Here is a 21,278-nt window from a genome sequence, read left to right on the forward strand (position 1 = left end):
GTTTAATTCAAAGTATGTCTCGTAAAGGAAATTGCTTAGATAATGCTGTAATAGAAAGCTTCTTTGGAATATTAAAATCGGAGTGCTTTCATGGTGAAAAATTTCAATCAACTGATGAGTTAGAGAAAACTATACGAGAGTACATTCATTATTATAATCATGAGAGAATCAAGGTGAAGCTACAAGGTTTATCCCCTGTACAATATAGAAACCAGTTTTTAAAAACTGCTTAACTAACTGTCCAACTTTATGGGGTCAGATCATTCCACCGTAGAGGGGGCACGAGGGGCTAGACACTAAAGATATAAAACCTTTAATGCTTCTATGATACGGTCCGTCAAAACCGACTGGCGATGTAGGCCAGCAGGCAAAGGATAGTGTCCAACCCTTTTGCAGTCAAGCACACAAAATGCCATTTGTTTTAAAATAGATCATTAAAAAGTAAGGATAAATAATTAGCAACTTATTGTTAAATTGGGATTTATAAACAGGCCTTTCCCTGCTTAAAGTAGGAGGCAAAATTCACTAACGACTATATAGCGGATCTTCCTCAACAAAAAAAACCTCACCCGATGAGGGTAAAACCCATTGATAAGTTCCTTCTATTTTCTGCATCTTTTCTTTAAAAATATCATATATCGCTATAAGGTTATGTTTTTCATCATATTCCCCTACATAGCCAAGTTCCTTTTCTTCATGAAAATCTCTAAACATTTTATGCATTTTTACGGCTCTAAGTTCCATATCTTTTCTCCTTTTTATTATCAATATAATTATTATGATCTCTTTTTATTTTCAATACTAAAAAAAATGTACCAAAATATATCTTATAGAAATATCAATTAAATAGTTATCGTAAATTTAATATTTATCAAACCTAAACTTTTCCATATCGTATGGTATGTCTAATTTCACACTCCATTGGTTTATTTTTTCACTCATTATAACGGCATCAACTTCAAAAGCATCTCGCTCACTAAAACCTTTTGTTTTTAAAAAATTAACAAAACTGGAAGAATTTATTTTATTAAGATATCCAACTCTTAAAGTATCTATATACACTGCAATTTTATTTGTTTCTTTTTCAAGGCATATTACAGCATTTTTAAAGACATTATTTCTATCACTATTTTGATTGCCGACTAAAGTTATCAATTCTTCTTGGTATAAAGTTACAATTATTTCATGTTCGAAAAAGTTCTTATTCTCTGTAAATATTTTTCCAGCTATTTTTAGAGTACTTTCGGGGAGCTCCAGTTTAACTGTAGAAAAAACCTTAAATAAAATATAAGCAAAAACAAACAAAATTAAAATTATTATAATAAAAGACATATTAAAAACATTCCTCTTAATTTTATAAATTGGCAAAAAGAATCATTATTCTTTCTACCAACCCATCATTTAAGAAAAAACAAATTTATTATATTATTATTTTTTCTCAATTTTATCATTTTGATCAACTTTTTCTACAGCATTCTGATCAGGACTTTTAGGCTCAAACTCTTTACCGTCTTGCTGTTGCTGTTGTTGCTCTTTTGATTTGTCTTGATCGCTTTTAACTTGGTTTTGTTGAGACATTAGAGTCTCTCCTATTTAATGTTGTGTAGATGATTATCTAGCACTTAGTTAACATAGTCCTTTTACCTTTATATAGATACAACGCAAGTGTATCTGAATATGATATTGTTGTTTATCATTACAATAATTTATATTTTTAATTTATATTTTTAATTTATTTAAAATTATCTTTATGATTAATATACTAAAAAAAAAGCACCTAAGATGCTTTTTTTATTTTTAAAATATTATTGGGCAATAATATTAGTAGCTGTAAGACCTTTTTGTCCTTGAGCTATATTAAAACTAACACGTTGACCTTCATATAAGGTTTTAAACCCAGAGCTACTGATTTCTTTAAAATGTGCAAAAACGTCTGGGCCTGTATCTTGTTGAATAAAACCAAAACCTTTAGTTTCATTAAACCATTTCACTGTACCGATTGCTGTATTAGACATAATATATCCTTTGATTTTTAATAATATAAAGTCACATTTTATGACTCATTAAACTTTGAAAAAATAATAACGAATTGAGTTTAAGATCTTAAAAAAACGAAGGATTATGAATAAAACTACGATACTAAAAGAGGATTTACTAATAAGTCTTTTTTTCTAGTTAAATCGAGTATACGCCAAATAAATATTTATACAACACATTTAAAAAATATTTATTTTCGTACCGTTATTTAAAAATAATAACTCCTAGATACAGAAATACTTTTTACAAATCCCGCCAACCAAAGAATAAATTCATGTTCATTATCAAAATTAGGGAGAAGGCTTAAATCAATTTTAACAATACGCTCTTTCATTGGCCTATTTAAACAACTTTCAAAATCAATAACAGGATATTTTAATTGTAAATTGTTTATAGCTGCTTCTTTTTTAATTTCAATTAACAGTCTATTCAGACAGTCAATTAAATCCTTAGAGGACTGATTTTTAAAGTGAATATTATTGTAAACACTTTCAGCCACATCAAAATATTTTTTCATTTCATCATCCATATTTCCCTCATTTTTTAATTAATTTGATTGAGTATGCATGTAAAACTGTATCTTTATGTTGTATAAATATATTTACAGATCGAATCCCCCACTTTAATTAAAAATATTTCCTACAATTAAGAAATTAAAATAATATATTTAAATAAATTATAATTATCAAAAAACCATTGAAAACAATAGCTCTCTAGCTATATGTTAACTCTTGTATTTGATTAAAATTTGCTTCCACTTATATATCAACAGTCTATTTGGTTCAAAGAAACATTATGTCGAGAATTAAGCACTTTCAGGCACATATCTCTACATAGAGTTCTCATAATCACCGCAATGTAAGCGAATTAAAGGCCTACGATGAAGCTTCCTTACTATTATTAAGAAGTTTAAAATGTCTGATTTCAAAGAATTTTCAAAAAAAACCACACAAAACCAAAATGATTCTAATGCTCAACCTAATGAGGATAAAACTGAAAAACCTGTACAATCGCCTGAAGAAGAAAATAATCCTAAAGAAAATAATAATGAAGAAAAAAAAGAATAAAATAATTGATAGCTCAAAAGCTCTATATTAAATAGAGCTTTTGTTTAACATCATATTAATTAAAACGTTTTATTCATTTTCCACATTGAATCTAAAAAACGCTAATACATATATTTATTTTTAATTTAAACAAGTTCTAATCTTTTATTTAATATTAATTCAACTCTTCTTTGTGCATCACAAAAATCAATCTCTTCACTTATCCAAAATGTATGAAGCTGCCCATGTAGATGAAAATGCTCTTTATTATATTCGGATCCATGATCAGAATAATGACTATCTACTCTGAAATGATTTTGATCGTCTTTTCTTTTTTTCCCATCAAGTATGCCGCCAATACAGATATCCATTTTAATGCCAATAATTAATCGAAATTGACTATAACACATAGTGCACTGTGGCTTTAAAAAGAGTTGTTACTATTATCTTTACAGTGTCATAAAAAATTTATGTTTGCAGCATATCTCCTTAAATTTAAAGAGAATAAATATATATTTTGCATATCTAAAATGCTTTGATATGTAATATAAATGTTGTTTTATCTAAAATTTATAACATTTTCAAAATAATTCTTCTTACAGTAGATAAATCACTATATGCTGCATACACCTCTTACAGAAATTATTCTAATGTCACAGCAGACTCTGCTACAAGAACTGAACTCCAGAATCGACTATTACTCTACAAGAACAGACTACCCACTACGTAGAATTTTGATAGGTTACCGAGCATATGCAAAATTGATGTTATGTTCAGCTTTTTCAGATGAAGTTATAAATTCTGCAATTGACCCCAATAAACGGAAGTATAAGAAGTTAAAAATTAAAGTCACCAAAGATGACGACCAACTCGACCTTGAATGAATCAATCTAAGTAACAAGTGAATATTTCCTTGTGCTTATTTACCGCTTCAATGACCGCAAAATGACAATGACCAATGCCGGCAATATTGTTGTAAACATCTAGATAGTGATGCCCTACTGCTGCCGCTTTGAACCAAGAAAATAATTTGCTCTTAAACTTATTTTTTCACAGGAAGTAGTAAAACAGGGTCTTCAATATCGTAACCTGTTTCTTCTGGAACCCCCAGATATTTAACGACAACCAACCTCTTATTGTGTTTAGGCACACTATAATTTTGGGAAATTTTTATAGCTTTGGTGTAATGAACCGCAACATGGGTTTTACTTTGTAAAGACGGCGATTTTACAACATATTCTGTTTTATATTGCGTGATCTTTCCTGAAGGATCAAACCAAGACGATACTTGATTCTGATGAGTTTTTAATGTTTGAATTTTTAAGGTCTTACTATTACTTACGACTAATGGGGTTAAATTCTTTTTAATTTTATTTAGAGCTTTATCAAATGCTCTACTATCTTGATCATAATCAATCTTATGTGTTTTTGGATTGATATAGAGAGATTTAACTTCGATAAGTTTATCAGGCGATTTACTATTTAATAGATAATAATAGAGTTGTGGTAGACGTCCTCGACCATCTTCGTAGTGTCTTAATACATAAAGTTTCTTCTCTTTTTGCTGATAGCCCAATACTTCAATTTTTTGTCCACCGCCCACTGTCGCATAACTATGTGCTGATAAAGTAAGAATGGTGCTAAAAGTTAGAAATTTTAGAAATTTCATGAGTTCATATCCGTGTGATCTGGTAACTATATTGTATAAATATCAATCAGATTAAAATGTTACTTGAGTAAGCATTACTTGCTATTTTTATATTCTTTTGTACAGAAGTATAAAACTTAAAAAAGAGGCCGAAGCCTCTTTTTTTATCGCAATCAAACTCAGTCATCAATCATGGCGAACTCTTGCTCAGGCGTGCCTTTCACTAAATGGTGACGGCTATATAACAAGTAATAGAGTATAAATCCGACATAAATCAGCGCGGCCAATAACCAAACTTTTGGATTTACCATTAAACCTGCAACTACAGCAACAGCAGCAAGAATCAAGGCAATACAAGACGTCCACATTCCACCAGGCGTTTTATACGGGCGTGGTAATTCAGGACGAGATAAACGCAACTTGATATGTGAGAGCATCATCAATACATAAGAAATTGTTGCACCGAATACTGCCATTAAAATGAGTAAATCACCCTCACCTGTTAAAGAGAGTAAAAAGCCAATAATACCCGGAATGATAATGGCCCAGTACGGCGCTTTATTTTCATTGGTAAGTGATAAGTTTTTTGGCAAATATCCCGCACGTGACAATGCAAAAATCTGACGTGAATAGGCATAAATAATTGAGAAAAAACTTGCGACCAGACCAGCAAGACCTACAAAGTTAACAAAGCTTGCCAACCATGTGTGCTGACCATATACCGCAATGAGTGCGTCAACCAAAGGTGCCCCTGAATTTTTTAAAGCATTTGAACCCGCTGCACCTGCTCCCAAAAATAAGATTAAAAGTGCAAACGATGCCAATATCAACATTGAACCAATCAAACCGCGTGGTAACGAACGTACTGGATCTTTTGCTTCTTCGGCTGCCAGTGGTACCCCTTCAACCGCAAGAAAAAACCAGATGGCATAAGGTACTGCTGCCCATATTCCCATATAGCCAAACGGTAAAAAGTGACTCGCACCTGCATGAGCGCTGACTGGAATATCAAACAAACGGGCACTGTCAAAATGTGGAAGCATCGCAACGATAAATACGACCAGTGCAATACAAGCAACGGCGGTAATTCCAAACATGATTTTAAGTGCTTCACCTGCACCTTTCAGATGAATGCCCATAAAAACTAAATAGCAAATTAAATAAACGGCCCAACCGCCAATTCCAAAGAGTGATTCGCAATATGAACCGATAAATACGGCAATGGCAGCAGGTGCAATTGCATATTCAATTAAAATCGCAGTCCCTGTGAGGTATCCTCCAAAAGGACCAAATGCAACACGGGCAAAACTATAGCCACCGCCAGCAGTAGGCAACATTGTTGACATCTCAGACATCACAAAGCTCATGCAGAGATACATAAACGCGACGATGACTGTTGCAATAAAGAGCCCACCCCAGCCGCCTTGTGCCAGCCCAAAATTCCAACCCGCAAAGTCACCCGAAATGACGTAAGAAACACCTAGCCCCACTAAAAGTAACCAACCTACTGCCCCCTTTTTTAACTGACGTTTTGCAAAATACTCTGCGTCCTGTTGTAGAGCACCAACATCTACGCTTAATTCAGACTCTTTCATTGTCGTATTGCCTTATCGACTAAATTTACACCACCAATAGTTGCGCAAAAGATATTCATAAAACTTGACAGCAAAACATCTCCCCGACCACTTGAAGTCAAGTTGATTCATTTTTTCTTTTATAAGATCGACGGCATCTCAACACAGAACGTGTTTAAAAATTAAATTGAGGAGATGGGTTATGTCTGTAGAACAAAATGAATTTTTAAGCCAAGTTCAATTACAAATACTGGCAGAACAAGCAATTAAGCAATATCCATCAGACTATCAAGGACAGGTCAAACTGCTGTGTCAGTCTGAAAATGCAACCTTTCAGATTTCGACTGGATCTGCCCGATATGCACTTCGAATTCATCGTCCCAACTATCACAGCAAACTCGATATACAAAGTGAGCTTGAATGGTTAGATGCCTTAAATGCGAGTGGTATTCAAGTTCCTGTTGCGATTGCAGATCAATCGGGTGAGCGTGTCATCACTTTAAAACTATCGAATGATATTTATCGTTATGCAGTCCTTTTCAACTGGGTTGAGGGCGATATGCCAACTGTTGAAGTTGACCCCACTGCATTTGAGCAACTAGGACAAATTACCGCAAAGCTACATGTACATAGTAAGACATGGCAAGCGCCTGAAAACTTTCAACGTATTGTGTGGAATCATGAAACCATGATCGGTGCGGATGGACACTGGGGAAACTGGAAAAATGCACCTCATTTAAGACCTCAAGATCACGGCGTGATTGAAGAAGCCATTGCACAAATTTCGAAAGATTTAAACTTTTTTGGTAAAACCCAAGAACGCTATGGCCTAATTCATGCCGATTTGCGTTTAACCAATTTATTACTACAACAAGAACGTATTGGTGTGATCGATTTTGATGACTGCGGAATGAGCTGGTTTATGCATGATCTCGCCGCCGCGATTAGCTTTAATGAACATTATGCAAATGCACCTCATTGGGTTGATTACTGGTTAAAGGGCTACGAGCGCGTAGGTCATATTCAGTCTGAAGAATATGAAATGATCCCAACTTTTATCATGCAACGCCGCATTCAAATGATGGCTTGGAATGGTTCTCACGCACAAACAGAAATGGCTCAAAGTCTTGGAGACCAATGGTCCAATGAAACTGTGCGTCTTTGTAAAAAATATCTAAACGGTCAAATGCCTGTAGGAATTTGAAAAGTGCTTTAGATCGCTTTTCTTCATTTCAATTTTTAGTTTTTAAATTTTATAGAATTTAAAGGAAGGGGTTATGCAAGCTACCCATCAACTGAGCAAAGTTGCCAAAGCACTATTACTTACCAGTAGTCTGGCAAGTATGCTTGCTCTAAGCGCATGTAATTACAACCCTATACAAAGTACATCTCCCGCAGTCGCTATTCCCAAAAAGGAATATATACAAAAAGGTCAATGGGACACTTTTAACTTTGACCAACTTAACCAATTGATTGCTACTTATGGAAAAGATAGCCCAAACTACAATCCTGACAAACGCCCATATATTGTCACTGACTTTGACAATACTTCGGTATTTTTAGACATCGAAGAAGCAACGTTAATTTATCAGCTTGAACACTTAGCGTTTAATGTCACGCCAGAGCAGCTTAATCAGATTATTCGTAAAGGAATTAGCTCACAAAATTTTGAAGCGACCTACAATAACCAGCAAGGCCAAGCCGTCAATATTGATAAAATTGCCCCAGATATTATTGCCAGCTACACATGGCTTTATCACCACTATAGCGGTCTAAAAGGTAAGCAAAGTCTGGATCAAATTAAACAAGATCCACATTATCTCGATTTCATTACTAAAATGAGATATCTATATGCAGCGATTGGAGACACCTTTGATCATGAAGTTGCATATCCCTGGGTCACTTATTTATTTACTGGGCTTACCGAACAACAAGTCCGTAATTTGGTAAAAGCAACGGTGGCTTGGCAAATGCAGCAACCGATTGGACCTGTGACATGGACCTCTCCCGCTGCGCTTTCGGGCCAAGCAGGCGTTGTGAAAACCACTTGGGAAAATGGTTTAAGACCATACCGTGAAATGCAAAATCTATTTAAGGCCTTTCAGGATAATGGAATTGATGTCTATGTCTGCTCGGCATCTTTTATTGATGTGATTAAGGAAATTATTTCCAATCCAGAGATCGGCTATAACATTAATGAAAAAAATGCCTACGCGATGGAGTTGGAACGAGATGCACAAAATCGAATTTTACCCGAGTTTCGTCATGGCTATGCGCAAACTCAAGGTAAAGGCAAAACTGCAACCATCCAGCGTTTTTTAGTCTCTAAATATGGTTACGGGCCAATTTTTATCGCAGGTGACAGTGAGGGCGATCAAAATATGATGCAAGATTTTGCAATGACTCAGAAGGTACTAATTATCAATCGATTGCGCAGTCCAAGTTCAGATATTGGAAAATTTTCTCAGCAGGCTGTGCAGAGCTATGGTCAAGCCAATACTAAGTTCTTACTACAGGGCCGCGATGCCAATACAGGTCAATTTAGACCCTCAATGGCCAGTTTAAGTTATGGCGCGCAAACGGCAAAAACTACAAAAAATTAATATTTCACTTATTTTCTCATGCCTACAATAGATGTTGTATGCATGAGAAACCGATTAATTTCTTGTTTTAGTTCTGCCCTGTTTGCCTATCTCTAATGCATTTTCTGCCTTCTTTTAGTTCGCTACCCAACCTTAAATACAACTCTTGATCTCTTCTTAAAGAATCAAATCTGAAACTTAAAACAGCAACACATAAGTCATTATTTTATAAAAGTTTTTAACAACACAAAATCATGGACGTAAGCAAAAACTGGTATGGCTTTTGCTTAATATAAGAATAGTTAGGAATAAATATCATGAGACTTGACATGTTACATCTCAACCCAGCTCATCTTGTCGATTCAAATATGTGTAATCAAGGTGTATTGTCTGCAGCCGCCTCTGGATTAAGCGAATTTATTCATCAAAAAGGTGCAGATGTTGATCGTGTTTTAGGAATTAGTGGTATTAATCCTGAACTTCTCATCAGTCCAACTTTGAGCTTACAACTACCCAATTATTGCAAGGTGTTAGAACAGGCGGCATTGGTTTCAGGTTGTGATAATTTTGGCCTGCATTATGGTCAACAGTTTCAACCGAAATCATTAGGGCTCATTGGGTACATTGGTCTTTGTTCAAACACATTAGAATCTGCACTCATGAACATGACCAATAATTTTTATTTGCATCAGAAAGATACCCTAAATCGAATGGTAGATTTAGGAGATAGCTGGCGCATAGATTATCAAGTTCAACACGGCGCGATTTTAACTCGACGCCAAGATGCCGAACTGACCATGGGCATGTTTATGAATGTGATCCGTGAAGTGATGGGCCCTCATTATTCTCCACGCGCGATTCACTTTGAGCATACTCGACCTGAATTCTGGCAAGAACATAGCAAATTATTTAATGCGCCTGTTTATTTTGATCAGCCTTTTAACTCCATCATCATTTCAAAAAAAGACGTCCAGCATACTATGCCGGGCCGTGATTCTATTTTGTTAACAGTGATTCTAGATACGTTGCACCTACTCAATCGCGCTTCACCAAGTCAATGTCTTGCTGATCAAGTACGCTCTCACATCCAACTTGAACTCAGTGAAGGTGAACCAAACCTTGAAAAAATCGCTCATGATATTGGTTTAACGAGTTGCACCCTTACCCGCCGTTTAAAAAATGAAGGACTGACCTTTACCCATTTAGTCGATCAGGTCCGTTGTGAGTTGGCCGAGCATTATATTAAACAGAAAAATATTCCAATTTCAGAAATGGCATTCTTATTAGGTTACTCAGAAGTAAGTGCTTTATCTCGTGCATTTAAACGTTGGTTTGGTGTTACGCCACGTCAATTAAGACACTAAAACATCGCAAATACAGGCCTTGAATAAAGGCCTTTATTTTAATAGCTGAGCAAATTAGACAAGAAAATACCCTTCAAATTAGATTTAACATCCAACTTGAAGGGTATTTTTTATAGAAGGTCTTACTTTAATTTTGTTAAGGCTTGATCTAAAGCGCCAACTAACCAATCGATATCTTTTGTTTGGAAAGCCAAAGGTGGGCGTAGTTTTAATACGTTGCCATAAGGACCTGCAACTGAGGTTAAAACTCGATGAGTATTTCTGAGCTCTTCAATAAGGTTCAAAGCTAATGCTTTATTCGGCTCTTTAGTGGTTCTGTCTTTAACCAGTTCAAACCCTATAAATAAACCAGCGCCACGTACATCACCAACCACTTCATGTTTATCCATAAGTTTAGTGAGTTCTTTGAGAAGTAGCCCTCCCACATATTTACTATGGGTTTGCAATTCTTCTTCTTGAATCCCTTTAAGTACAGCCTGTGCCGCCGCCATAGAAACAGGATTACCGCCAAAGGTATTAAAATATGGAATTTTATCGCTGAAAGCAGCAAGAACTTCACTCTTGGCTAAAAGTCCTGATACTGGAACTCCGTTACCCATTGGTTTACCAGTGGTAATGACATCAGGCACAACGTTGTGACGGCCAAAACCCCAGAAAGAATCGCCAGTGCGCGCGAACCCCGGTTGTACTTCATCAGCAATAAAGATTCCGCCATTGGCATGCACGACATCAACCGCTTTTTGTAAGAACCCAACAGGATTAGGCATGACACCATCAGAAGAAAATATTGAGTCCGCTAAAAAACCTGCAAACTTGATGCCTTTTGCGTTCATATCGTCAATTTGCTGTTGAATCTGCTGTGCGAACCATTCACCTAAATCATCAGTTTGAATCCGATAATAATCAGGTGCCGGAACTAAGCGAGTTGTATCATCTAAAGGTTGTTCAGTTCCCAGTGCTGGAGAGCATCCTGAGGTTAAGCTACTGGTCCCATGATAGGCTTCTTGAGACACAATAATTCCTGTACCGCCGCTATATTCACGTGCAATACGAATCGCTAAATCATTCGCTTCCGAACCTGTACACATATACATGGCACGGTCAATTTCATCAGGAGTAGTCTGTAAGAGTTCTTCGGTGTAATCCAAAATATTTTCATGTAAATAACGCGTATGCGTATTGAGCATTTTCATTTGCTCATTTACCGCTTCAATCACCGCAGGATGACAATGACCAATGCTGGCAACATTGTTGTAAACATCTAGATATTGATGACCTGCTGCATCCCATAAATATTGCCCCTGACCTTTCACCAGATGCACGGGATTACGATAAAACAAGCGATAGGATTCACCTAAAATTTTATTTCTTTTATCTGTCAGTTTTCGGGTAGCATGATCCAGCTCAGCAGCATGTTCTGGACGAAAGCTATTGGTATCCATAATGGTTGAACGCGTACCCATGAATGACTCCTCTATTTATATTCAGCATACTTTTGCGCGAGACAATGACTGACGTAGGCAATTCATACTCTGATTCGACATATTTCAGTATTTGTTTGAAGTTACGCAAACCATATTGCTTAAGTATCTTGAAAAAAACTTGACCTCAGACCACTTAAGCCACAATTTGAAGTCAACTTATTGGTCTTATATTCCTTGCTATAATTTTTCCAATAGAAAGTATTCGACCTTCAAGACTCACATACCAGAACATATTGAGATAACTTCAGAAAAATGTAGTGTTCAAATGGGTGATGAGCCAAAGGCCAAAATCTTTTTAATCGTCACTATTTTAATGGAGTGGAAAAAGTGACTTTAGAATTAGCTTATGGGCAAACGTTTAGCCAGTTTCTTTTGCAAAATAATAACCAATATTGGGAACCCTGCTGCGGAAATTGCGCATACCACCAGTAACGTATTTACACTTTGTGGCGTCATGCCATGAACAGGTAATAAAAAGGCAGATAAGAAAAATGCAACTGTTGTCATCAAATACATGATTGACGACTGTAATGAAGAGAATCCAGCTCGTTGCCGATCATCAGGAAACTGAATCGTAACCACCGAAGATGACACCAAACGACAGTAAGATGCACCGAGAAATAAACTAATAAAAAGCGCTGCATGCTGATAGCCTAAAAATGGTATTAGTAAACTCAATATAAAAACTATGGTTGAACCTGTAGCCAGCATTAAAGCAGAAAAACGAGAGGTTAACGCCCCTGTAATTTTTGTAGATAAATAGCCTATCACGCCCCCGCTAAAGAAGAGCCAAGGCAGTAGATCTTGAGAAGCGCCCAACTGCTGTATCATTAATGGAGCCAAAATAGGAATAACCAGCATAGGACTAAACTGAACAAAGGCATTACCAGAGGCGAACAGTATAGTATCTGCATCTAAAGGTGGCGCACGAAGCATGTCTAAAGAGACTTGGTCTTTGGGTATGATGGATACAATCAATGGCAACGCCAATACACACAATGCGCTTATGAGCCACAAAGCCACATGCCAACCATATTTGCTGCATAGAAATAATATTGTGGGCATTCCTACAATACTTACTATTGAAAATGACGCGATCACCGTCGCTAACATCTTTCCCCGTAAATTAGGCGGTGCATTGTTTATTAATATACTTATACCCACTCCCATTGTCGTACCGCCAACCAATCCTGCACAAAATCGTAGTGCAAGCAGAAGACTAAAACTGGTTGTGAATGTACTTAAAAGTGTTAATAGGCCTAATAGTGCCATATTAACGATTAAAAAACGTTTCTTATTAAAACGATCAATCCAGTAAAAAGCAGTAACTCCCGAAATCACGGCACCAAGTGTGTACATACCAGACACATAGCCTGAGAATGAGACAGGCATTGCAAAATCTGTTGCCATAAAAACAAAAATAGGATTGAACACCATATATTCCAGCGCATTAGTGAACTGGACAAAAGCAATCGCTATCGCTATCTGCATGAGAGCTTTGTAGTGAAATGTTTGTGTAGCTAAGGGCATAGCAAGCCACCTATAGATAAAAGATATCCAAGTTTAACTACTATCAAGAATGTTTATTATGTGGTAAAAATGGTATTTATTATTATCAAATATGGGACAATTAATGCGTCCGACTCTGGATTTTAATGCCCTGAAAGTATTTATTGCTGTGGTGGAAAAAGAAAGTTTTGTTGGGGCATCGAAGCTCCTTGAAATGCCGACATCAAACGTTAGTCGCTATATTTCTCAATTAGAAGAAAAACTGGATCTTCAGCTCATTGAACGTAGCACCCGACATATGAAACTCACTCAGTCGGGACATCTACTCTATACCAGAGCAAAGCCATTACTAGAGGCACTTGAGCAAACTGAGACAGAATTAACATTGCGGCAAATGCAACTCAAGGGTCCATTGCGTATCTGTATCCCCAATGAAATAGGTCCTGCATTACTAGGTTCTGTTATTGCCGAGTTCGCCTGTCAGTATCCAGAACTAGAGATCAGCTGCATCACAAATTTGTCAGGTTTAGAATCCCTGAGAGATGATCTGGATTTAGCTATCATTGTCACCCGTGGCCAGATGGATAACAGTGACTACATCGCCCGTCATCTGTTGACCATACCGTGCACCATTGTTGCAGCTCCCTCCATCATTCAGCGTTATGGCATCCCTTCTCATATCCAACAATTTGAAGAACTACCCTGTATTACAACGGTAAATGCCCTAAAAGGTGCTCCTTGGCAATTTGTTAATAAAAAGGGAGAATTCGAGACCATCAAGGTTAAAGGACATTATCGGGTAAACAGCGGAGAGATGGCTGGACAAGCTGCACTATCAGGTATAGGTTTTGCAATTCTATCGAAACAAGCCTGCCAGCCCTTCATTAATGATGGACGGTTAATCGAGGTTGCGTTTGAGCAATCGGCATCCCCATTACAATTATTCGCACTTTATTCAGATCGGCGCTACTTACCTGCTAAAACAAGAGCACTCATTGATTTTATGCAGCAGAAATTGAGTGCTATATCTTCATAAGACCTGTCTTTTCATAAATATTTGTAAACCAGTACATTCCCCCACTATAACTTCAAAGGATCACCCATCTTGATCTTGTCTATTAACCAAGTTACTAAAGCCACTTTTGGCCACTTTCTTTTTGTTGCTTATTTCCTCACTCATTTTAGGAATCCTTTTTGCCAATCTGCCTCAATTTGTTAAGATGGCTACAGTGAGAAAGAAGTTATTCTCACACACTTTTGACTGAATTTTGAAATAAAAAAAGTACACTAAAAGGTATACTTTTTTCTTAGATTAAGTCAGATTTACACAAAAGTTGTTAGAATTGGTTAGATGACCAAACGTAAAATATTACTGATTTTTTAAGGGTTTAATACGCATGAATAGCGCTGAAATCATGGCTGACTTATCTTCTCACACACCTATGATGCAGCAATATCTCAAAGTTAAAACGGACTATCAACATGCGTTGCTGTTCTACCGTATGGGTGACTTTTATGAACTCTTCTTTGAAGATGCTCATTTAGCAGCCAAGCTTTTAGGCATCACATTAACCCATCGTGGTAAAGCCAGTGGCCGACCTATTCCAATGGCGGGGGTTCCCTATCACTCGGCAGAAGGTTATTTGGCGCGACTTGTTAAAGCTGGGCGCACGGTGGCTATTTGTGAACAAGTTGGAGAAGTAACAGGTAAAGGCCCTGTTGAACGTAAAGTTGTTCGTATTCTGACCCCAGGTACATTAACTGATGACGCATTACTCAGCAGTTATCAATCATCTAATCTCGTTTCCTTATGCATTCATCAAAACCAGATTGGTTTTGCTTTACTCGACTTGAGTGCAGGCATTTTTAAAGTTCAACAACAAGATTACAAGCCAGAACAATTGCCTATTGAACTTGCGCGTTTAATGCCAAGTGAGATCTTGATTGATGAAGACTTGGTCGATACCAATATTATCGAACAAATTAAAAAGCATTTAGATTGCCCTGTTACTAAACGTCCAAATGTAGACTTCAACCTAAATAACGCACAAAAAACCTTATGTGATCAGTTTACGGTATCAACACTTTCAGGTTTTGGTTTAGACCCATTACCTTTAGCCAAAGCTGCTGCCGCTGCACTTATTCACTATGCAAAAGAAACCCAAAAAACTGCATTACCGCATATTCGCTCAATCCAACTTGAACAAAGTACCGACTTTATTGCGCTCGACCCAATTACACGTCGCAACTTAGAAATTATTGAGCCATTATTTGAACACGGAACATCATTATTCCAACTGGTAAATGATTGCCAAACTGCAATGGGTGGCCGTCTATTAAGCCGCACACTCATGCAACCTGTGCGTGATACTGCATTGCTTGATGCTCGTTTAGATGCGATTGAGCAACTCATTCAGGGATATCACGAAAACCCAGTTCGGTTAGTGCTTAAAGAAATTGGTGATATTGAACGTGTGCTTAGCCGCGTTGCGCTAGGCAGTGCACGACCACGTGATTTGGTGCAACTTCGTCATGCATGCGCACAAATTCCAGCTTTAAGAACGGCGTTAACTCCAGTCATTCAAGCGAAGAAATCTAAATTATTAGTTCAACTAGATGAAGAACTTGGAGATTTCAAAGCGCTTCATCAACATTTGATGGCAGCTATTGTTGAAAACCCACCGGTATTACTTCGTGATGGCAATGTAATTGCAGAAGGATATGATGCTGAGCTTGATGAATTACGCCAAATTCGTGATCATGCAGGTCAATTCTTAATTGATCTAGAAATTAAAGAGCGTGAACGTACAGGCATTAATACCCTTAAAATCGGTTATAACCGTGTAAGCGGTTACTATATTGAACTGACTCGTGCTCAAGCAGAACAAGCGCCAGCCGACTATATCCGTCGTCAAACTTTAAAAAATGCTGAACGCTACATTACCCCTGAACTTAAGAGTTTTGAAGATAAGGTCCTGTCGAGCGAGTCGCGTGCACTCTCTCGTGAAAAAGCATTATTCGAAGCTTTGCTTGAAAACCTGCGCGAAAATATCGCTCACCTACAAATGATGAGTTCAGCAATTGCTCAAATTGATGTCATTGCAAACTTTGCTCATCAAGCACGTTTAAACAATTGGGCACGCCCTGAATTTACTCCGGAAACGGGCATTAAAATTCAGGCTGGTCGTCATCCTGTCGTTGAAGCATTAAATAAAGCACCATTTACCCCAAATGATACTTTCCTTGATACTCAGCACCGCATGGCAATTATTACTGGTCCAAACATGGGCGGTAAATCAACCTTCATGCGCCAAACGGCATTAATCAGTTTACTTGCTTATTGCGGTAGCTATGTTCCGGCTAAAGCCGTCAAACTTGGTCCAATTGACCGCATTTTTACCCGTATTGGTTCAGCCGACGATTTATCTACAGGTAAATCTACCTTTATGGTTGAGATGACTGAAACTTCGCAAATTTTGCATCATGCCACCAACCAGTCGTTGGTGTTAATGGATGAGGTTGGCCGCGGAACCAGTACTTATGACGGTTTATCTTTAGCATGGGCATGTGTGGTCGACTTAACCAAGCGCGTAAAATGTTTATGTTTATTCGCGACTCATTATTTTGAGTTGACTGAACTTGGTAGTGAAGCAGGAATCGATAACTATCATGTCACGGCGCAAGAGCTGAACGGCAATCTGATTTTATTGCATAAAGTTCAGCAAGGCCCTGCGAGTCAAAGTCATGGTTTACAAGTTGCAAAATTAGCAGGTATTCCTGCCAATGTTATTAAAGAAGCGCAGAAGCGTTTACGTATTTTAGAAAAACAGCAGCAGCAACATCTACAAACCAGTTTTCAAAATGATTTGTTTGCTCCACCAGATGCAAACTCTGGTTCACAAATCATAGAGAAAGTGGTCGAGATCGAGGTTTCATCCCCTGCTCTAGATTTACTTAAGCAAATTGAAGTTGATAACTTATCGCCTCGTCAGGCACTTGAACAACTCTATGAGCTGAAAGCTGCCCTCAAATCTTGATAAAGCACTTCCGAATAAGCAGGCTTAGGTCTGCTTATTCATATCGGAGAATAATATTTATATGATTTTAAGATCTTTGCAAAGTTCAGAAATTGATCTTATTTGGCAGCAGATTAGCCGCCGTGAATTAATTACTCAAAACTACATACAAAAGCCGCAACAGCTAGAATTGGTTGATTGTTTTTTTGATGTACAAAATTGGGACTCATACCATCTAGAAAATGACCCGCCTAAGCTCAAACAACTCTTTGCACAAGGTTCAATATTTATCGGTGCTTTTGACGCCTCTGAAAAACTCGTTGGTGTGAGCGTAGTCTCAAACCAAGTGATAACAGACTATCCTCACGCTAGATTACTCCATTATTTCTATGTGGATGCTGACCAACAAGGTCAAGGCATTGGTTCCAAGCTAATGCAAGCCGCAAAAGAGTCCGCTAAACAACTCGGTGCAAACCAACTGTATATTTCAGCAACTCCAAGTCGGCGCACTGTAGACTTCTATATGAAGCATGGCGCGCAACCGTTAAGTACTCCAGATCAACAACTTTGGCAACTCGAACCTGAAGATATCCATTTACTATACAAGCTTTAGCTCTAAAAATTTAAGTTTTTTTAGAAAAAAAACCGTAAAACAAAATTTGTAAAAGAAAAAAATGAAAAGTTAAGGTATTTATTAAAATAGATGCCTTGACTTAAATGACATCTAAATAATTAAATAAAATATTTTTTAAGTTATTGTTTTATAAAATATATTATTATTTTAATTTTATAGACTACGCTCTGCTGGGTTTACAAGATATGTTTGATTATCAACGTATTAACTTATCTTCATATGCATGAATAAAGAATATCAATAAAAGCAATTGTTTGTTTACCCCTTTTTTGCCTAAAATATGCTATTCGAAATGAAACCATATTTTTTAGGTAGCTGTCGCCATGACCTTTGTTGTCACTGAAAATTGTATTAAATGTAAATACCAAGATTGCGTAGAAGTTTGTCCTGTAGACTGTTTTTACGAAGGTCCGAATTTCCTAGTGATTAATCCGGATGAATGTATTGACTGTGCATTATGTGAACCAGAGTGCCCGGCAAATGCAATTTTCTCTGAAGATGAGTTACCTGAAGGCCAAGAAGTATTTATTGAATTAAATGCTGAACTTTCTCAAAAATGGCCTAACATTACTCAAATTGGCGATCAACCAGCTGACCGTGAAGAATGGAACGGCAAACCTGATAAATTACAATATCTTGAAAAGTAATTTCAAAAAAGATCAGCAACTGCTGATCTTTTTTTATACCCTATTCAAACATTTCATTGCAAATTCCTCGTAATTTGTGCACTGTTTTGCATTAAAATACCCGCAATATTTATTTATAAGTGCTTAATTTTTCTTATGCGGAAGTTTTTGCAGAGTATGGTGCCCTTATGCATAATCCCAGCGGTTATGATAGGTTGTGTCAGCTCTCCCCAACACACAACAACAGGCAAAACCTCTCCAAGTGGTAAACGAATCTTTATTCCACAAGAGCGCGTTATTATCGAGCGCCCAATTCCCCCTAAAGTTGAGCCTGCATCTTATCGAAGTTGGTTAAGTTCTGGTGAAAATTACCAACGTGTTCGGGAATACGAAAAATTCTTAACCCGAAATAACGTTGCAGGCATTGTGCCAAGCTTTGAGTTATTACGTTCAGCACGTGATTGGCAAAAATGTGGCCGCTCTGAATATGCTGTACCTAATCGCGAGCTATGGGGAAATTCTTTATCTACCCTACGCGTATTTAAATATTTAGTTGCAGCAAAAGTTCTTACCGACTTTGAAGTGACCTCGGTTTACCGAGATTTACCTTTAAATGAATGTGCAGGCGGTGCAAGCTCATCTAAACATTTATTTAACTCGGCAATCGATTTCCGTATTGGTCCTGAGTTCCCACAAGCTCAAGATTATGCATTTATCGAAAATACCAAGTTTAAACTTTGTCAGTTCTGGGCACAGCATGGTCAAAGCTTAAATATGGGTATTGGTCTATATAGTTCAGGTCAAATTCATATCGACACTCAAGGCTATCGTACTTGGGGACCTGACCTCACCCGCAACAGTTCAATGTGTAATTTCTAATAAAAAACTCCTTTCAACTGAAAGGAGTTTTTTTTATTGTTCATTTCCCAATCAACCAAAATTTCTTGAAACGAAGATTTTTGCACTCTAGGCATAAACGTTTAAAATAGCCCGATCAACATATAGGTAAATTTGATTATGCAGCAGATGTGGACAGACATTGACCAATATATCGATTCACATTTAATTCCCGAAGACCCGCGACTCGAATATGCATTAAAGAATACCGACGAACACGGCTTTTCAAATCATCTTGCAGTAGCTCCTAACCAAGGAATGTTCTTGCAGATGCTTATTCAAATGAATAAATGCAAACGAGTTTTAGAAATCGGAACCTTTGCTGCATACAGTACCATCTGGTTAGGTCGTGCTTTACCTGAAGATGGTTATTTACTCACCATAGAAGGCCGTGCTACTCATGCCGAAATGGCACAAAAAAATATCGATCATGCCAATCTTCCTGTAAAAGTTGATCTTCGAGCTGGCCGTGCTGCAGATATTCTTTCTGCAATTGATCCTCAATCTATCGATCCTTTTGATTTTATTTTCATTGATGCAGATAAACAGGGTTATCCTGAATATTTAGAATTGAGTCTGAAATTCTCAAGATCAGGTACGATTATCGTACTCGACAATGTAATTCGCGCAGGTGATATTTTAAATCCTGACAATAAAAAACCGAGTATTGAAGGCATCCGTGAAATGTTTAAAGCCTTAGAAAATCATCCGCAAATCTTGTCTTGTACAGCCTTACAAACAGTTGGCTCAAAAGGTCATGATGGCTTCGCAATTGCAATTGTGAAATAATGGTTAAAAAATCATCTTTTTTATTTTATTATTTATAATCAATTAATTACTTTTATTACTGTTGCTTTTCCATATAGTTATCCACAAGATTTGCGGATAACTATATGCAAATCTCATCATTTAGCCACAAGTAATGGTACAGTCGCGTTTCGGAATATAGTTGTCGCAATACTTCCCAAGAAGAATTGATGAATTTTGCTATGACTAAATGCCCCTAACACAATAATTTGAATACCGTGTTCTTGTTGGTACTCTAAAATATTTTGTGCAACATCGCCATAACGGTAAACGGTGACTACATCTAGGCCCGCTTGTTTAAGATAATGTTCTGGTTCATTTAATATTTCTGGATGATCACCTACATACACCAAATGACATTGCAGTGTTCGCAATAAGTCACTTTGGGCAATACGGCGCATCATTTTTTGACAAGTTGGCGAATATTCATAAGCAAAGATAAATCGTGTTGGCACTTTAAAGTTTTCACCAATGGTCAAAACAGTACAGTTCGCACCGCGGATGAAGTTTTCAACATTGCTACCGATTGGTTTGTGTTTCTCGGCTGCTCTTTCCCCGACTCGACCTAAAATAACGATGTCATTTTCATGTAAGAGATTAAAACTTTGTTCTAAAAAATCACCTTTTTCTTGAATTTTTGAACTGGTAATTCCGTGTTTTTCTTGAATAAGATCAGAAATATGGCGGAGTAAATTATTACTATAATCTAACGCGAGTTCACTTTGTTTTTGCTCTAGCTCAGCTAACTCTTTTAGCAGCATTGCATTGCTTTCAAAGCCGATTACCCCACTAATTTCACCAAGATGGTAACTGGCTGGGTAATAGTCCAGAATTTGTAATAATACAAGTTCCCGTCCGGTCGCTTTAGCAACCCATGCTGCTGCATCAGCAATAGCATTAATACACGGTGATGAGTCAATACACGCAATAACACGGTTCATGTTAGCCTCTCTTCTTCAGGTCTATTGCCTTGGAGATTATTATTAAAACTTAGCTTTAACTTAACATAGATAAAAATTGGTATGTTAAGGTTTATGTATAAAAACCAACTTTT

Annotated in this window: 23 protein-coding genes; 13 read left to right on the forward strand and 10 right to left on the reverse strand. The window is 37.1% G+C overall.

The features are described 5' to 3' along the window. The coding region (locus J690_RS21770) for an IS3 family transposase (RefSeq protein ID WP_032037302.1) at positions 1-233 on the forward strand (233 nt) is incomplete at its 5' end. A 292-nt stretch (positions 234-525) separates the two neighbouring features. Here J690_RS21770 and J690_RS21775 read toward each other — a convergent pair. The 5 genes from J690_RS21775 to J690_RS21790 form a co-directional block, all read right to left on the reverse strand. After that, on the reverse strand, positions 526-714 hold the full coding sequence (locus J690_RS21775) for a hypothetical protein (RefSeq protein ID WP_081309099.1): 189 nt from the start codon (positions 712-714) through the stop codon (positions 526-528). A 147-nt stretch (positions 715-861) separates the two neighbouring features. Continuing rightward, positions 862-1,332 (reverse strand): hypothetical protein, encoded by a 471-nt coding sequence (locus tag J690_RS21780; RefSeq protein ID WP_032038391.1) that lies wholly within the window; start codon positions 1,330-1,332, stop codon positions 862-864. 96 nt (positions 1,333-1,428) lie between these two features. After that, the gene (locus J690_RS24170; protein ID WP_081405283.1) at positions 1,429-1,578 is read right to left on the reverse strand and encodes a hypothetical protein; all 150 of its coding nucleotides are present in this window, start codon (positions 1,576-1,578) and stop codon (positions 1,429-1,431) included. 227 nt (positions 1,579-1,805) lie between these two features. Then, positions 1,806-2,015 carry a cold-shock protein gene (locus J690_RS21785; protein ID WP_014206275.1) on the reverse strand — a complete coding sequence of 70 codons (210 nt, stop codon included), beginning with the start codon at positions 2,013-2,015 and terminating at the stop codon, positions 1,806-1,808. A 230-nt stretch (positions 2,016-2,245) separates the two neighbouring features. Continuing rightward, positions 2,246-2,566, reverse strand: a complete 321-nt coding sequence (locus J690_RS21790) for a hypothetical protein (protein ID WP_032038393.1) — start codon at positions 2,564-2,566, stop codon at positions 2,246-2,248. 385 nt (positions 2,567-2,951) lie between these two features. Here J690_RS21790 and J690_RS24175 point away from each other — a divergent pair, with 385 nt between their 5' ends. The 3 genes from J690_RS24175 to J690_RS24505 all read left to right on the forward strand — a co-directional run bounded on the left by J690_RS24175 (position 2,952) and on the right by J690_RS24505 (position 3,967). Further along, the gene (locus tag J690_RS24175) at positions 2,952-3,104 is read left to right on the forward strand and encodes a hypothetical protein (RefSeq protein ID WP_081405284.1); all 153 of its coding nucleotides are present in this window, start codon (positions 2,952-2,954) and stop codon (positions 3,102-3,104) included. 172 nt (positions 3,105-3,276) lie between these two features. Then, entirely contained in the window at positions 3,277-3,393 is a 117-nt protein-coding gene (locus J690_RS24345; protein ID WP_119026689.1) for a hypothetical protein, read from the forward strand. Positions 3,394-3,733: 340 nt separating this feature from the next. Beyond that, positions 3,734-3,967, forward strand: coding sequence for a hypothetical protein (locus tag J690_RS24505; protein WP_024436173.1), 234 nt, complete (start codon positions 3,734-3,736; stop codon positions 3,965-3,967). Positions 3,968-4,125: 158 nt separating this feature from the next. Here J690_RS24505 and J690_RS21800 read toward each other — a convergent pair whose 3' ends face one another. Continuing rightward, on the reverse strand, positions 4,126-4,752 hold the full coding sequence (locus J690_RS21800) for a hypothetical protein (protein WP_032038395.1): 627 nt from the start codon (positions 4,750-4,752) through the stop codon (positions 4,126-4,128). A gap of 158 nt (positions 4,753-4,910) precedes the next feature. After that, positions 4,911-6,326, reverse strand: coding sequence for an ethanolamine permease (gene eat / locus J690_RS21805; RefSeq protein ID WP_017386651.1), 1,416 nt, complete (start codon positions 6,324-6,326; stop codon positions 4,911-4,913). 181 nt (positions 6,327-6,507) lie between these two features. Between eat and J690_RS21810 the strand changes: the two genes are divergently transcribed. The 3 genes from J690_RS21810 (at position 6,508) to qhpR (ending at position 10,251) form a co-directional block, all read left to right on the forward strand. Next, positions 6,508-7,509 (forward strand): phosphotransferase enzyme family protein, encoded by a 1,002-nt coding sequence (locus tag J690_RS21810; protein WP_032038398.1) that lies wholly within the window; start codon positions 6,508-6,510, stop codon positions 7,507-7,509. Positions 7,510-7,582: 73 nt separating this feature from the next. After that, positions 7,583-8,908 carry an HAD family hydrolase gene (locus tag J690_RS21815; protein WP_032038401.1) on the forward strand — a complete coding sequence of 442 codons (1,326 nt, stop codon included), beginning with the start codon at positions 7,583-7,585 and terminating at the stop codon, positions 8,906-8,908. Between the two features lie 308 nt (positions 8,909-9,216). Then, positions 9,217-10,251 (forward strand): AraC-like transcriptional regulator QhpR, encoded by a 1,035-nt coding sequence (gene qhpR / locus J690_RS21820; protein WP_031944595.1) that lies wholly within the window; start codon positions 9,217-9,219, stop codon positions 10,249-10,251. 122 nt (positions 10,252-10,373) lie between these two features. Here qhpR and J690_RS21825 read toward each other — a convergent pair whose 3' ends face one another. Beyond that, a complete protein-coding gene (locus J690_RS21825) occupies positions 10,374-11,714 on the reverse strand; it encodes an aspartate aminotransferase family protein (RefSeq protein ID WP_032038403.1) in 1,341 nt (446 codons plus the stop codon). Positions 11,715-12,074: 360 nt separating this feature from the next. Next, the gene (locus J690_RS21830) at positions 12,075-13,265 is read right to left on the reverse strand and encodes an MFS transporter (protein ID WP_032038406.1); all 1,191 of its coding nucleotides are present in this window, start codon (positions 13,263-13,265) and stop codon (positions 12,075-12,077) included. A 103-nt stretch (positions 13,266-13,368) separates the two neighbouring features. Here J690_RS21830 and J690_RS21835 point away from each other — a divergent pair, with 103 nt between their 5' ends. The 6 genes from J690_RS21835 (at position 13,369) to J690_RS21855 (ending at position 20,206) form a co-directional block, all read left to right on the forward strand. Continuing rightward, on the forward strand, positions 13,369-14,280 hold the full coding sequence (locus J690_RS21835; protein WP_032038408.1) for a LysR family transcriptional regulator: 912 nt from the start codon (positions 13,369-13,371) through the stop codon (positions 14,278-14,280). 361 nt (positions 14,281-14,641) lie between these two features. Next, positions 14,642-17,281, forward strand: a complete 2,640-nt coding sequence (gene mutS, locus J690_RS21840; protein ID WP_032038411.1) for a DNA mismatch repair protein MutS — start codon at positions 14,642-14,644, stop codon at positions 17,279-17,281. Between the two features lie 61 nt (positions 17,282-17,342). Next, complete coding sequence (locus tag J690_RS21845; RefSeq protein ID WP_032038414.1) at positions 17,343-17,873, forward strand: GNAT family N-acetyltransferase; 531 nt, start codon at positions 17,343-17,345, stop codon at positions 17,871-17,873. Positions 17,874-18,217: 344 nt separating this feature from the next. Next, positions 18,218-18,541, forward strand: coding sequence for a ferredoxin FdxA (fdxA, locus tag J690_RS0104780; RefSeq protein WP_002051033.1), 324 nt, complete (start codon positions 18,218-18,220; stop codon positions 18,539-18,541). A gap of 135 nt (positions 18,542-18,676) precedes the next feature. After that, positions 18,677-19,399, forward strand: a complete 723-nt coding sequence (locus J690_RS21850; RefSeq protein WP_174724152.1) for a D-Ala-D-Ala carboxypeptidase family metallohydrolase — start codon at positions 18,677-18,679, stop codon at positions 19,397-19,399. A gap of 138 nt (positions 19,400-19,537) precedes the next feature. Beyond that, on the forward strand, positions 19,538-20,206 hold the full coding sequence (locus tag J690_RS21855) for an O-methyltransferase (protein WP_014206262.1): 669 nt from the start codon (positions 19,538-19,540) through the stop codon (positions 20,204-20,206). Positions 20,207-20,322: 116 nt separating this feature from the next. Here the strand turns inward: J690_RS21855 and J690_RS21860 are convergent, their stop codons facing one another. Then, positions 20,323-21,165 (reverse strand): universal stress protein, encoded by an 843-nt coding sequence (locus J690_RS21860; protein ID WP_002115820.1) that lies wholly within the window; start codon positions 21,163-21,165, stop codon positions 20,323-20,325. Positions 21,166-21,278: the final 113 nt, after the last annotated feature.

Origin of the sequence: Acinetobacter sp. 742879 (assembly GCF_000588535.1) — a bacterium.
GTDB classification, from domain to species: domain Bacteria; phylum Pseudomonadota; class Gammaproteobacteria; order Pseudomonadales; family Moraxellaceae; genus Acinetobacter; species Acinetobacter pittii.